Source organism: Levilactobacillus koreensis JCM 16448 (assembly GCF_001435525.1).
Taxonomy (GTDB): Bacteria; Bacillota; Bacilli; order Lactobacillales; family Lactobacillaceae; genus Levilactobacillus; species Levilactobacillus koreensis.
The window spans coordinates 23,003-37,200 of record NZ_AZDP01000059.1 but is presented as its reverse complement, the minus strand read 5'-3'; the positions used below and the strand labels follow the sequence as shown (position 1 = coordinate 37,200).

The following is a 14,198-nucleotide window of genomic DNA, read 5'->3' as shown; positions in this document are numbered from 1 at the left end:
GAAACCTTCTATTCCAAGTGCCGTGAAACCAGGACCTGAGAAACCTTCTATTCCAAATACTGCAAAGCCCTCACCTTCAAAACCAGTTGTGCCGAATCCACATACGCCAAATGCAACATCCAAACCTGAATCAACGAAAAAGCCTGTGATTCAGCCGGTAGAATCCATTCAAAACCCCAGCACAACCTACACCCGACCTAAGTCTCAAAAATCTCGAAAGATTAAAGTAAAAATCGTCTCCATCAAGAAAATCAAGCATGCGAAATTTGTTCACCTAAAGTCTCACCGTGCTTACTTCTTCGATCTTCATTTAAAGCACAAAGTTGGTACATCTGGTAAAACCGGTCTGCATCCAAAGGCCAAGTGGAAAATGATCAAGCGGGCCAAAATCAGTGTCAATGGTAAGCTCAAGAACTACATTGAAGTTCAAAGTCCTCATGGAAAGAAGCGCTGGATTTTGCTAAAAGATGTCCTGATGGTTAAACCAAGTACACATCATGTCCATTAATCAAATTTTATATTAAAAAAGTGGTCTCCCTAGCTTGGAAAAAGTCCAAGTCAGAGAGACCATTTACATTTACTTATAATCATCAACTAATTCAACGTGATTATCCTGACACCATTCGCTGGCAATCCGCTGATATGTAGACGCCCGAAAATCATACCATTTCTGTGTCAAGCCAAGCTCATCCGTCAGCTCACGAAAACGTCGAAAAGCGCCGCGACCACTAATCCCGTTTTCCAATCGATTCTGTTGTCCCTCATCCGACAGGCTCCAGATAAACTGTTCCATGATTTGATAATCATCAATGTCATATTTTGATGGCAGGCTGATATACCGGTCAAAATTTTCTTCTAACTCTTCTTTTTCGCTATCCTCACTAATTTCATCGTTAATAAACAGGATTTCGCCACTATCCATGTTGTAGTAATAATGCGTTTCATCATCCGTAGACTCGATTGCATCTACCATATCACTTAATTTAACTTTCATCTGAGCCATCTCCACAGAAAAAATTTACTTCGATTATACCCGTTACTCCTAGACTTAGGATATCAACATTAATCGTCGACAAATTTATCCGCAAATTCTGAAAATTTCTGATCTAGAAACTCCGTATTTAACGTTTGGTTCCACCATTCGGAATCGACCGGCATAGTGGGATTTTCAGCAGTTGCCAGAGACGCTGCGACTGTCGCAATGGTATCTGTATCCCCACCCAAACTAACAGCTTTCAAAATAACCCGTTTTGGCGTCTTTTGATTCAAGACTACCCAAACGGCCGCCAGTAACGTATCCACTACGTACCCAGATGTTCGAACAGCCTCCGCTGGCATCTGACTAAATTCGGTATCAAATAACGGTTGATAATACGGAATTTCTGCGGCGTATTCTGTTCCCTTTAAAAATCCGTTCAAAATAGGCTGTGTCGTCATTATTGCTTGTGCCAGCGTCTGGCCATTAAGAACATGATGCAGTAGCTCGAGAAAAATAAAGCTGCCTACCACGGAACGCGCGTGTCGATGAGTCAATACTGTATAATCACGCGCTAGTTCAAAACGATTAGCCTCTTCTGACTCGTGTCGCAACACAATAGCTAAGGGTGCAATACGCATCAAAGCACCATTTCCGTTAGCTTCTGGCGAGGCATCTCCACATTTCAACGGCGTTATTTGATTGACCGCATAATTTCGAACAGCATTTGAGCATGTTCGTCCAATCCCGAAGACCTTCCCACGGGGCGTATTAGTTCCATATCGCATATAGCTTTCAAAGCGTTGCATAATATCGTCGTAATCCCCGCCGGTAGCTAGATTCTCTAGCAAACAAAGTGTCATCGACGTATCGTCTGACCAACTTCCAGCCGGCTGCTGCCAAAAGCCACTCGCTTGCATTGCGGTAATCTCTGGATAGGTCCCACGTTTCCTCATTTCAGCCGGTACTCCAAGTGCATCAGCAACAACTGCCCAACGGAGACAATTTATAATTTCTTGACGTTTCATGATAGCTTTCGACCTTTCTTTCAAAACGATTACAACCAGCTTGAGCCGTCACCTCATAATTAGCCACTCTACTTTCTAAACCATCCCCCACCACACTTTCGTTAGCAACAAGGTACCTGACCGACTATCAGTTAAACCTCTTGAATTTTCTCTAGCCATTTACAAGGAAAAACGCGTGTACTTCTGCTTTTGATTCCCCACAATCTTTGTACGTATACTGAACATGTCAAGGAGGGAATCTATTCATGAATAAAATTAAAGCATCAATTCTGATTGCATCTGTCACTTTAGGCTTATCACTCATCACGCCAATGTCTAATCAATCTGCACAAGCTGCCGCTAGACACAAAGGTATGCCCGCCGCTTTACGTGGAAATTGGTCACATCCAATCAAAAAGTTTCCAAAATATTGGTCCGAAAAAGGGCCCGGTAGCATTAGACTCAAAATTACTAAAGACTCATTTTATAACATGTACTACTCAAAAAAGGGGGAGCTTATCGATCCTTACTTCTTCTTTGCTCATCCACGATATACTAAAATTGGTAAACACACCTATCGTTTTCTCGGTGGTCACGGTGTGAGCGGCAAATCCAGTGGCTTCGGTCACAACGACCATCTGCAAATCGTCAAACAAGGCAACAAGATTAAGTACAAATATACTTGGTCACCTAAAGTGAAATATTCCGCTTGGTTCTACAAAAAGTAGCCTGCTAAACCAAACAAACCTCTAGAGCCATTTGCTTACACAGAATGGCTTTAGAGGTTTTTCGCGCTAAGATTTCCGCATATAAAACGGTTACTGACCCTTTGACTATCCCAATCTAATGGTCATAATCCCGACAACTCACTTTAACTTGTATTTGCAACAACTACCCTTTAACCGGGCAACAAGCTTGTTAATCAAAAACCAATTAGCTTACCGGAATCGTCCTTACATGCGTTGGGAATACTTCCCCTATTTAATGAGTGTCCCTTACTCTCCTAATCAATAACAACGCTATCGCAATCACATGCATCATGATTCCTAAGGTATACATGGTCGCTAATATCGGTTCCGCTTCATAATATTTCTTGAATGCTTTCATCCCTTGTTCTCCCCTTGACTAGAATACCCCCATATGCATGAGGAATACAATAAACAATCCTTGATATACCGGCATTCCATTTTTCCCAAAACCCGAAAATAATTCACTTTGCATTCCAAGCATACCTGAGCAATCGTCCATTAACAATCAAATTCTGCACTGAGAGTCAAAAATCGAATTACCCATCAAAACGCTGATATTCCAAGCTATTTCAACATTAACTTGACTACTCGAAAATTGATTTCAACCAGCTATCAAGTTTCCCAACCCAGACAACTTCCAATAATTTCCAGCGCCCCCACATTTACCTGCTATAATGAACAATAGCTTTCTCCGCCGGCACTTCAACCGCCGCCCACGCCAAAGCAATGACTGCATAAGGAGTTCCAGAATGAATAAAATTTTAAAAGCACAATTTTTCGTCGACGACCTGTCCGACGATCAAAAACACGTTATCACGAACATCAATGACTACATCAAGCAGGGACTGACCGGCGATAAATCTTCCGTCGCCATCATTCAAGGCGCTGCCGGAACCGGGAAATCGGTCGTTTTGATGGAGCTGGTCCGGCAATACATGACCGACCACCGCTATAAGACCTCCCTGGTCGTCAACCATCCCGAACTGTACAAGGCTTATCAGGACCTCGCCGAGTCGATTCCGAACATGAAGGCTAGTGACATTCGACGGCCAACCTCTTTAATCAACTACGCCCAAAAGAACAACAAGAAGTACGACATTATTTTCGTTGATGAAGCGCACTTACTCTACTCCAAGTCGGAACCCTACGCGCACTACCGCGGCCAAAATCAGCTGACTGATCTGATGAATTTGGCCAAAGTGGTCGTGGTCGTCTATGACTTCGAGCAAGTCTTCCAGTCCAAGATGTACTGGGACAAGGACCTGCTGTTCAAAACGATTGGGTCGCACCCTCACAAATCGTTTGATATGAACTTCCAATACCGAATGGTCGCGAGCGATGAACAGGTGGCTTGGATGGACGATTTGAGTGCTGAAAAACCCTTAAAACCCTTCCCAGACAACAGTGATTTTGAATTTAAAATGTTCGATACTGCCGGCGAACTCTTCGAAAATATCAAAAAGCGCAACAAGGAATACGGCATGAGCCGCGTCGTTGCCACCTCTGGTTTCCCTCGAATCGATGGCCGCCACAACGTCGAAATGGACAGCTTTAACCTGCCTTGGGACGAGTGGGACCCTCAACGGACGCACTGGGCGAAACGGGAAGGTTCCATCACGCAGGTCGGGACGATCTACACGCTGCAAGGGTTCGACCTGAACTACGTGGGCATGATCATCGGCCCTTCGTTTGGCTATGACCCCAAGACCGACACGATGACCATCATTCCCGAAAAGTATTCTCACAAGGAAATCTTCAAGAAGCGTAAGGACATGCAGTTCACCCGTGACGAATACAAGGTGTTCATCGCCAACGTCCTCAACGTGCTCATGAAGCGCGGTAAGTATGGCCTCTACCTGACCGCCTACGACGATGCGCTCAGAAAGCGCCTGCTCGAACTGGCAGAAACTGGTAAATAACGGATTAAAATAGACGTCACAGTCGACTACTCCCATTCGATAGTCGGCCATGACGTCTTTTCAATACCACTTGCTCTCAACCACCATTTGACGGAAAATGAGGGCAACTTAGGAGGTCCTGCCCATGCCACTCATCACGCGACGTGCGCCACAGCCAGACGACTTAGACTTCTATCATGCCTATCGAACCAACGCCCAAATTGCCCTAGCGGAAGGCCGCACACCCGACACCTCGCAACAAGTCACGCAATCCCATCTAACCGCGCTGCTCGCCGGCAATGGCAGCACGAACTTCTCTTGGGTCATTCTCCGCGAGTCGCAACCCATCGGCAACATCGCCATCTGGGGGTTCAACGCAGAACGAACTACCGCCGAACTGGCTTACGGTCTTCTCCCACAGGCCCAGGGTCACGGCTACATGGCAGTTGCATTGGATCAAACCATTCAGTTTGCGTTTACCAAGCTTCATTTGCAGCGGCTAGACTGCTACACCGCGGCTAGACTGCTACACCGCAGCAAGCAACACACCGTCCCGTCGACTACTGGAACATCACGGCTTTCAGTTTCAACGCTACATTTCCGAAGAGAACCTGGTCGGCACGCTTACCAAAATGGCCGTTTACGCCATATCAGCAAATAATGTTCCACGTGAAACACTTCCTGCCAACCTTCTCCCTTGACTGTAACGTCACGTCACAGCTTACACTAAAGCCATCACGATTTACCAAAGGAGAAGACTAATGACTACCGAAAACACCGCTTTAACTGATAAGATTATTGCACTAGAAAAAGGCGCTTTGGACAAATGGTTCAAAGGCGATACGTCCGGCTATTTAACAATCTGGTCCCAAAAGAGTTTTTCCTACTTCGACAGTTTCAAACCAGAACGGGTCGACACCTATGTCGACATCAAAGACTTCGTTCTCGCCAACGTCGAAGGCAAGCTTTTCGCCGACTCCTATGACTTTGTGGCGCCTCGCGTGCAGGCCAGCAGTGACATGGCAATTCTGACTTACCAATTGTTTGCGAAAACGACGGTGAACGACATGCGCTACAACTGTATTGAAGTCTATCAGCGCGAGGGTGATGACTGGAAAGTGGTCCACTCAACCTGGTCCGTCATTCGGCCGATGGATGTGACCTTTGACCGCAATAAACCACTCGTTTAAACTAAATTGTACGCTAAAAAGGTGCCCTCCTCGCGAGAGCACCTTTTGTCTGTTTAGCCATGTTGCTGATGCCAGGCCTTGATCTGTTCCAGTCGGTCCTTGAACCGCCGCTCGTTGCCCTCACTCGTTGGCAAGTAATACGTGTGGCCTTCCAACGACGGCGGCATGGTCTTCATCGTCGTCAATTTATCTTTGGCATAATGCGCCAGCTCGTACCCCTTGCCATACCCTAAGTCTTTCATCAGCTTAGTTGGTGCGTTACGAATTTGTAGCGGCACCGGATCATTTGCCGTCTGTTTGACATCCTTAGCTGCGGCCAATCGCGCCTTGTAAATGGCGTTAGACTTCGGCGCCAGCGATAGGTAGGTCACCGCCTCCACCAAATGGACATCGCACTCGGGCATGCCGAGAAATTGGCAGGCCTGAAAGACGTTGATGGCGACGTTAAGCGCATTCGTGTCCGCTAACCCGATGTCTTCGCTGGCAAATCTGACCAACCGCCGCGCAATGTATAGCGGGTCTTCCCCACCTTCCAGCATCCGCGACAGCCAGTAAATGGCCGCATCCGTATCGCTATTACGCATGGATTTATGCAGCGCGGAAATAATGTTGTAGTGCTCCTCGCCGTTTTTATCGTACAACACAAATTTTTTGGTAATCAATTGACTGAGGTTGTCCATGGTGACCGTGGTCGCATCATCGACCTTCTCACCGTTCAGAATGGCCATCTCCAGCGTATTCAAGGCCATCCGCGCATCCCCGTCCGCAAAATTGGCGATGGCTTGGATTTCATCCTGACCAATTTTAATGGTCTGCTTGCCAAAGCCATCGGGATTGCTAAGGGCGTTCTCAACCAATTTAACAATATCTTCCTGTTTCAACGCCTTCAGGACGAATACCTTACAACGCGACAACAGCGCGGAATTGATTTCGAACGATGGATTTTCTGTCGTTGCGCCAATCAGGATGATACTCCCACGCTCGACGTATGGTAGGAACGCATCCTGCTGAGCCTTATTGAACCGGTGAATTTCGTCGACAAACACCATCGTCCGCTGACCAACCTCACGGTCCAGCTCAGCCTGTTTCATAATCTTTTTAATTTTACTGATACTGCTATCAACCGCGCTAAAACTCAGAAAACTCGACTGGGTCTTGCGCGCAATGATTTCCGCCAAGGTCGTCTTACCGACACCCGGTGGGCCCCAGAAAATCATCGATGAGACTTGGTCATTTTCAATGATTTCTCGAAGAATCTTTCCCTTTCCGAGCAAGTGCTGCTGCCCGACAAACTGGTCCAAATCCTTCGGTCGCACGCGACTAGCCAGCGGCGTGTTTTGCGGCTGACCTGAGAATAACGATTCCTGTTGCATCTAAAAAGCACCTGCCTTCCGACCTCATGTAACGTTCATAGTAAGCTATGACGTTACGTTACAGTCAATGGGCAGGGCTTGGGATGGTGGAAATGTTCTTTTGAATCTGCCCCGTATACACGGGGAACACTGGCGGCTAAGGTGGTAAAATCAAGCAATCAGGGGATCACCCCCGTATACACCGGGAACACACTAAACAAATCCCACTACACCGGCATTCATAATTTCCAAAACACGTGAATTTCATTAATTTGCTTCTAAAGCATACATCAGCGATCCCATGTTAACAACCAACACATTCCTCTTTTCTGGACTCTAATTTTCCACGCAACTTCCACTCAACTCTATTGCGTCCGAATTGCGTCCGATTTTCGTACGCTTTCTGAAAGCAAACTAATACCACACTTATTTGGTATTACATATTAAACTTCACCGTCCACAACCTGATAGCATCAAAAAATGGCGGCACCTATATCAGGTACCGCCACATTCCTATCTGCTCTAAAGCCCTAGTCACTGCTTAACAGCCAGCCTAACTTTTTATTCCTACTTTAGACGCCTTCACCGACTGCAACTCACCCTGTACCACCAGTCGTTTCGGTTCACCTCGCCTAGCCGAGTTACACGTAATTAGCGTCACCAGCTTTTTGCCGGGAACGTCGTCGATGACGTCAACTTTATGGCGGTCAATCACTTGGACCCGCGTGACCCGGTAGCGATACACCTGCCGCTGATCCGTCAGGTACACGTTATCTCCCTTGCGAACCCCTTTTAGTGGGGAAAATAGGAGCCGTTTAGTGGTCATATAGTGACCCGCCAGAGCGTAATTGCCTTGGCCCATCCGTTGGTCCGCCTTGAGGGTTCCCGCCCCCCTGACCAGAACGGCATTGCCAACACCGATGCCGATCGGTAAGTCTAGTCCGACCGCTGGGACGCGAATCTGGCCAACCGCCCCGTAGTCACTGGTGCCGGTCAATTCACGTATACCATACCCAGCAACCGCTAGCGGGGTCAATTGAGACGTCTTCTCGTAGTTGAACGGGTCCACCTTGCCCTGTTCTCGCTCAGCCTGTACCTTTTGGGTCGCCGCCTGGACACTCTCTGCCGTCATCCCCCGCGTTGCCGCCTCACTCAGCTGCGTCACCGAAGAGTTTTGCGTCAGTCCCATCAAGACTAAACCACTCCCAATGAGAAACATCACCGCCGCTAGCCAGAGGGAAGTTCTTTTTTCATGTCGCTTACCTGTTGCCATTTAGCTTCCCTCCTTTCTGCGACGGTAGCGTCGATACCCGACCCACGCACCCGCCATGAGTGCCAGAATTGCCAACACCAGAACCACTTTCTTGTAGCGGGTCCAGACGAACTTGCCTTTCGGAATCGACTCCGTTTCATTGGGGATTCGCTGGCCGGTCACCAGCAGGCGGTGCGTGTTGATCATATACGGCGTGCAGGTCATCAGCGTTACCTGGTTCTTCGCCGCCGACCGGCTGATGGGTTGTCGCGTTGCCGCCTTCACCGTGCGAATCGAGGTCACCTTGTAGGTCATCAACCCGTAAGCATTTTTGAGGTAAAAACGGTCGCCGCGGTCCACCCGCCAGAGGTCGGTAAACAGCTGGGCCCCGGGCAAGCCGCCGTGAGCTGTGATCAAACTGTGTTGGTCCTTTTCACCCTGCGGAATGTCCGTCCCATGAACCAGCCCCGCATATTTCTGGAGGACTTTTTCACTGGTGCCGACAAACACCGGCAGCTCCACATCGATCTTGGGAATCGCCACGAGTGCTACGGGTTTCGTCTCGACGAACTGTTTGCCATCCTTTTTAAATGGGTCCTTCACCGTTGCTTCTTGGTTGACTGACGACTGCTGCAAGGAGCCTTGGAGCGCCTTGAGTTGCCTCGCACTCGCCGTCTGGAGCTGGTTTTTATACGCAACGAGGACCCCCTGCTGTCGCCAGCGGGTCACTACGTTGCTCGCGGCCGGGTAACCGATAAGGCCCAGGCCTAAGCAAAATAGTAGGATTGCTAGCCATTTACGCATGTGGGGGTCCCCCCTTCTCTAGTTGTCTGAGTGTCGAATTACCCTACGCCATTTTCCGGTGTCGGTAGTACAGGAAGCCTGCGCCACCCATCAAGATTGCCCCGATGAGGAGGAACAGCCAGATACCCATGCCACCAGTGATTGGTAGGGCGTAGCGTTCGTTCGTGATTTCTTGGGGCTTGATTTCAGTGATTCCTTTTTCAGTAAACTCAAACTTAGTTGCTTCCTTCAAGAGGGCATAGCCAGTTGGCGCTTGCGTTTCGACTAAGTTGTACTGCTGGATATTGCGTACCTTTTGGTCGTAAACGTAAGGGACGCCGGTGATGGCAAAAGTCCCATCTTCGTCGGATACTAACTCCGTCCCCTCACTCTTGCTGTCAGTCCACTTCACAAACTCGTTGCCATCAAGCACTGCCCACGTCATTTCGCCTTTGTCGTCAATACTCTGGACCTTAAATTTCGCGCCGGCCAGTGACTTGCCTGTCTTTCCGTCTAACTTCAGGAAGCTGGCATTACCTAGGATCAGGTAGTTCAGAATACCAATCTGGTCTTTTTCGACTTTAAAGTATTTTTCATTCGGACTTGCTTCATGATCTGTGATTCTGCCAGACTTATCTACCTTAAATTTCAGAGAAACTTTGTGGTCCTTAATTTCCGTTTGGTGATACCAAGGATAATCAGCAACTGAAGATTCCGTCAGCACATACCATACACCAGCTTTCAAGCCGCCGAATTCGACCTTTCCATTCTCACCAGTAGTTAGTATTTGAGTTAACTCGTTATTTCCTAAAAGCTCTCCATCATCCCGTTTTAACTCGAAAGAAACGTTTTCCAATGCGACATAATCCTTACCAGTTGGATTCTCCGGGTTAATCCCCACCTTATGAATCGTAGGATCGACGTTATCGGCAACAATGTTCTTTGGGTATAGGTGAATCGTGTCTTTGTCAGTCAGCGGTAACCCAATAATCATCGGTGCTGACAATCCCGTCAGATAATCAGTAGGTGCGGCAGTTTCCATAATCAGGTAGAAACCGCTATTCGTCAGCTTCTGATCAAACTCTAGCCGGCCGCTTTTGCCGGACAACTCTTGCGTTGCAACTAGCTTTAAGTTTTCCTTCTCCACGAAGTCTTCCTGAGCCTGAATCAACTCTTTTGGATCCGTCTTTCCACCTACGATATCCTTAATCAACGCATTCCGCTGTTTTACGAACTCTTTGTTGTTCACTTGGCCTTTAATGTCATCTTTACCTTTGAAATAGTTCGTCACGTCATAGATACTGTAGGTCACGTTGCCTAACTTGTCGGCGTCGTAGGGAACCAGTTTGTCTCCCAAATTTGTTATTTCATCGCCAGTATTTTTAATTTTACCGCCGGATTCATTTTCCATCTTATGCAGCACCATCGTGACTTCGCTTGGAACTGATTCGCTAGCGATTGCGGTCAGCTGACCACCTAGTGTGAGGCCGCAGAAGGCGAAAGTCGCCAGGGCCAGTTGTCGTAATCTTGTGAATTTCATGGGTTATCCTCCTCTAGGGTGTGTGCGCCAAAGGGCGAGAGCCGATAGAGTGAGTATGAGCCCTAAACCGATGAACCAGATGATGCCTCGGCCCCCAGTGATTGGTAGGCTGTACGGATCATTCTTGATATCCATCACTTTAGTTCCTGAGTCTTTTGAAACGGTAAATTTGTGCGTTGCGCCAACAACATAACCGTCTGGCGCCTTGGCTTCGATCAGCTTGTACTTGCCGTATGGGAGTCCCGTGACTTTAGTCGTTTCTTTCGCGAAACTTTTCAGCCTAGTCGCTTCTTCCGGCGTATCTACCGTACCGCTCATCTTGCCATCGTCATCAAACTTCAAGTACTTGCCAGACTTGCTACGAATGATGAACTCAGCACCCGCTAGTTGCGTGTCGTCAGTTCCATCAATCTTCTTAAATTGGTAATCGCCTCGTTCAACCTGATTTTTCACGGTAATCACTTGGCTGTTTTTATCATTGGTAATTTCTATTTGAGCTGAACCGCTAGTGATTTCCCAACGGTTATCGTTCTCGTTGTACGCCAAGGTGAATTTCTGCGGCGATACATAACCTTCCGGAACTTCTTCAGTAAACGTGTACACTTCTTTTGAGTTCATCTTTTCCAGAACGATTTCGCCGTCTTCATTGGTTTCAATCCTTCGCTGGTCATCCCCACCTACAATATTAAAGACAACATCTTTGAGTCTTTCAGTGTCAGCGGGATTCCAACGATTGTCACCGATCTTTCTCAACGTCAATCCACGATTTAAATGGGTTACCACTTCATTCGTGTCGTTGTTCCAATCGTAGTCCTTGTCGGAATAGAAGCGGACATTGGCTTTGTTTTTAAAGGTACCAACAAAGTCATCGTCAATCTTGATCGTTATCTGGAAGGCAAAGTAGCCGCCATTAAAATCTAGCTTTTCAATTTCCTTATCGGATAACTCATAGGTCACTTTCTGGCCATCAATGGTCACTTTTCCTCGGTCGCCAGGAGCTATTGTCCCAAGTTCTTCAGGTGCTACTGTTTCACGAAGTTCTTCAGGAACAAAGTCAGTCAACACTTGACCATCCGTATTGTACAGCCGAATACTTTCTAAGGTAGTCGACATTCCATCGGGTAGCGTATCTGTCAGCGTGATCCGATTTGGTTTCGCGATAGATTCGTCTGGGATGTTGTAAGTTTTCTGATAAACCGTGTAGTTAAAGCTGTCTATATCATCCTCATCACGATTAATCGTTGCCCCGTGCAAATCGTTGTTTTCAATCCCAAATTTCTTTGAACGGTCAACCGTTTTTACAGGCTTTTCTGGTGCTAGAGGAATAATCGAACCAGTAGAGAATGACTGCCAAGTGAATCCGGCGTCACTTCTTAGCATGAATTCATGTTTCTTACCTACTAGTGGGAAGGAAACAGCACCTTTTTCATAGTTGGGGGAGCCGAGAAAGTCACCCCATTGGTTTTCTCCCATATGGGGGAGGTATTCACCATTGTCATATTGCATATAGACACCTTCGCCGACGCCTTTGTACCAACCACCCGCATGCTCTTCAATTGTTGTAGGCTTAGACAATATCCCTTCCCGGCCTGATTTTGTACCGGCCCATTCATTATCTCCAGGGACATTCCCATTTAGCGAACCGAAAGTGAAGTAAGACCTATACGTCTTCTCCTCTGCTTCAGGGAATTTAAGTGCCCGCGTACCATCTTCATTTGTAAACGTTATATCCAAGTCGAAGCTCTCAATTCCGTTATAGATGATACCGGAGTAGAAGTTGCTAGAGAAGTCAATGTAGGCATCTTTACCACCTGTAAGTTTAGGGCTGTAAACTAGATTTGAGATTTCGATGATAGCGCCCATCTTTTTATCTAGTTTTTCTGACCCAGAAGAAGTCGTGTAGGCCCCAACATCCGGGTAGTAAACATTAATTGTTTTTCCGCCCAAGCTTGTATCTTTCTTAAATGCTATGGCATAAGACGCCGCATTATCTTTTTGCTGGTAGGAAATGTAGTAGTGGGTCTTATAGTTCTCATTTTTGTAATAACTACCCACTCCAGATCCATTAACACCTGCTGATTTTTTGTGAAGCTCGACACCCGGTTCCTCTTTGAGCGTCCCGCCAATAGTCATTTCATCTGACCAGCTGCCAATCTGAACTTGCCCACGGTAAATGTCGATTGCGGACCCCGTCAGCCGATCAGCTGGGTCAACCGCTTGGCTCATCCGACTAATCTTAGTCGCAGGCGCCGCGTCAGCATCCGCATCGTCATCTGCGGCTTCTTTGCTTGCTGACTTGCTGCTAGACGTTGTTGGCGTCTTGGATTTCGTTGACCGTGACCGTTGTTTGGCCGACTGTGACTTTCGACTCGGCTTTTTCTTTGCAGCTGATTTTGAACTTGAAGTAACTTTGCTGCTACTATTGTTATTACTATTATTGTTGTCAGTAGCAGGCTTGTCGTTATCATGATTACTGTTGTTGTCATTTTCAGTTGTCGTCGCCGCACCCTTATCGCTATCTGCCTTAACAGCTAACGTAGCGAGTCCGTACGTTTCGTTCTTGTCCACGACTTGTAATTCAAGCTGTAACTCGTCCATCAGCAGTGGGTCGGCCACCTTCACGGGGACGACCACTTCTACTTTTTGGGCCTGGTCTTGATCGTTGTTGAGGAGCAATCTTCCCTCCTGATCAATTTCAGCCGTAATGTCTTTATCCGGTTTCAAATCGGTAATCTCTTCACGTACAAATTGTGCGTGCTCCTGATTTTCTAATGCGATGACCGTATCCCCTGCCGGCACCTTGAGCGTCATCGCCGCTTGTAGGTCTTCCGGCTGATGACTCGTAATGTTTTTTACGTCCCCGCCAGATTTATCTTGGAGGGCCGCCGTACGGATAACGCCTTCACGCTTGTGCGCTTGAATCCGGACAATCGATGTCAAACCAATGAGACAGGTTACTAGGAAAAATATTCTTAGCCATTTTTTCATGGGGCACTCCTCCATATCAAGCGGGTGTCGAGCTGTCTTGTTATTCAATGAACTAAGAATACCAATCAAATATGAAAAAGTTATGAATATCATATGTAAAATATAATACTATTCATACGGTTGGTGTGTTATACATTAAAACAGTTGCGATAAATTTTAAACTATTTCCGCTAATAGATTCCGTTTCCTACTATAAGAAGTAGGCTAGTCGGGGGCGCTTCTGACCTCAAGCTAAGGATCCGCCCTACACAAAGTACCGCGGCAATACTGCAATAAAAGAGATACTACCTACCAGCCATCAACGTTCGATAACGCTAAATACTGTAGTCAGCCAGCTCGGTGGCTACATGGCCTATTATGTTTCACGTGGAACATTCCCGACTGCTTACCAAGCCACCCCAAATCAAAAAACCGACCAACAATAAAGTTGATCAGCTCTAAATCACTCTATTTAGCTATCCTG

11 protein-coding genes and 1 pseudogene are annotated in these 14,198 nt (G+C 47.1%); 5 read left to right on the top strand and 7 right to left on the bottom strand.

Features of this window, described 5'->3' with window-relative positions:
• Positions 1 to 508: pseudogene (locus FC99_RS13935) on the top strand (hypothetical protein); the annotation flags it as partial.
• 69 nt (positions 509 to 577) lie between these two features.
• On the opposite strand, the gene FC99_RS04885 reads toward FC99_RS13935, so the two are convergent.
• Both FC99_RS04885 and FC99_RS04880 read right to left on the bottom strand, forming a co-directional pair.
• The gene (locus FC99_RS04885; RefSeq protein ID WP_048733585.1) at positions 578 to 994 is read right to left on the bottom strand and encodes a UPF0158 family protein; all 417 of its coding nucleotides are present in this window, start codon (positions 992 to 994) and stop codon (positions 578 to 580) included.
• A gap of 68 nt (positions 995 to 1,062) precedes the next feature.
• Positions 1,063 to 2,004 (bottom strand): ADP-ribosylglycohydrolase family protein, encoded by a 942-nt coding sequence (locus tag FC99_RS04880; protein WP_048736313.1) that lies wholly within the window; start codon positions 2,002 to 2,004, stop codon positions 1,063 to 1,065.
• 245 nt (positions 2,005 to 2,249) lie between these two features.
• Here FC99_RS04880 and FC99_RS04875 point away from each other — a divergent pair, with 245 nt between their 5' ends.
• The 4 genes from FC99_RS04875 to FC99_RS04860 all read left to right on the top strand — a co-directional run bounded on the left by FC99_RS04875 (position 2,250) and on the right by FC99_RS04860 (position 5,820).
• Positions 2,250 to 2,711: a hypothetical protein gene (locus tag FC99_RS04875; protein ID WP_048733587.1), complete on the top strand. Its 462-nt coding sequence runs from the start codon at positions 2,250 to 2,252 to the stop codon at positions 2,709 to 2,711.
• A 770-nt stretch (positions 2,712 to 3,481) separates the two neighbouring features.
• Positions 3,482 to 4,651, top strand: coding sequence for a DUF2075 domain-containing protein (locus FC99_RS04870; RefSeq protein ID WP_048733589.1), 1,170 nt, complete (start codon positions 3,482 to 3,484; stop codon positions 4,649 to 4,651).
• Positions 4,652 to 4,775: 124 nt separating this feature from the next.
• Positions 4,776 to 5,291 carry a GNAT family N-acetyltransferase gene (locus FC99_RS04865; RefSeq protein ID WP_048733590.1) on the top strand — a complete coding sequence of 172 codons (516 nt, stop codon included), beginning with the start codon at positions 4,776 to 4,778 and terminating at the stop codon, positions 5,289 to 5,291.
• 100 nt (positions 5,292 to 5,391) lie between these two features.
• Positions 5,392 to 5,820 (top strand): DUF4440 domain-containing protein, encoded by a 429-nt coding sequence (locus FC99_RS04860; RefSeq protein WP_048733593.1) that lies wholly within the window; start codon positions 5,392 to 5,394, stop codon positions 5,818 to 5,820.
• A gap of 53 nt (positions 5,821 to 5,873) precedes the next feature.
• On the opposite strand, the gene FC99_RS04855 is transcribed toward FC99_RS04860, so the two are convergent.
• The 5 genes from FC99_RS04855 to FC99_RS04835 all read right to left on the bottom strand — a co-directional run bounded on the left by FC99_RS04855 (position 5,874) and on the right by FC99_RS04835 (position 13,735).
• Entirely contained in the window at positions 5,874 to 7,193 is a 1,320-nt protein-coding gene (locus tag FC99_RS04855; RefSeq protein WP_048733594.1) for a replication-associated recombination protein A, read from the bottom strand.
• Positions 7,194 to 7,725: 532 nt separating this feature from the next.
• Positions 7,726 to 8,445, bottom strand: a complete 720-nt coding sequence (locus tag FC99_RS04850; protein WP_053083544.1) for a class A sortase — start codon at positions 8,443 to 8,445, stop codon at positions 7,726 to 7,728.
• A complete protein-coding gene (locus FC99_RS04845) occupies positions 8,446 to 9,228 on the bottom strand; it encodes a class C sortase (protein WP_048733597.1) in 783 nt (260 codons plus the stop codon).
• A gap of 43 nt (positions 9,229 to 9,271) precedes the next feature.
• Positions 9,272 to 10,747: a SpaA isopeptide-forming pilin-related protein gene (locus tag FC99_RS04840; protein WP_048733599.1), complete on the bottom strand. Its 1,476-nt coding sequence runs from the start codon at positions 10,745 to 10,747 to the stop codon at positions 9,272 to 9,274.
• A 3-nt stretch (positions 10,748 to 10,750) separates the two neighbouring features.
• Entirely contained in the window at positions 10,751 to 13,735 is a 2,985-nt protein-coding gene (locus FC99_RS04835) for a SpaA isopeptide-forming pilin-related protein (protein WP_048733600.1), read from the bottom strand.
• Positions 13,736 to 14,198: the final 463 nt, after the last annotated feature.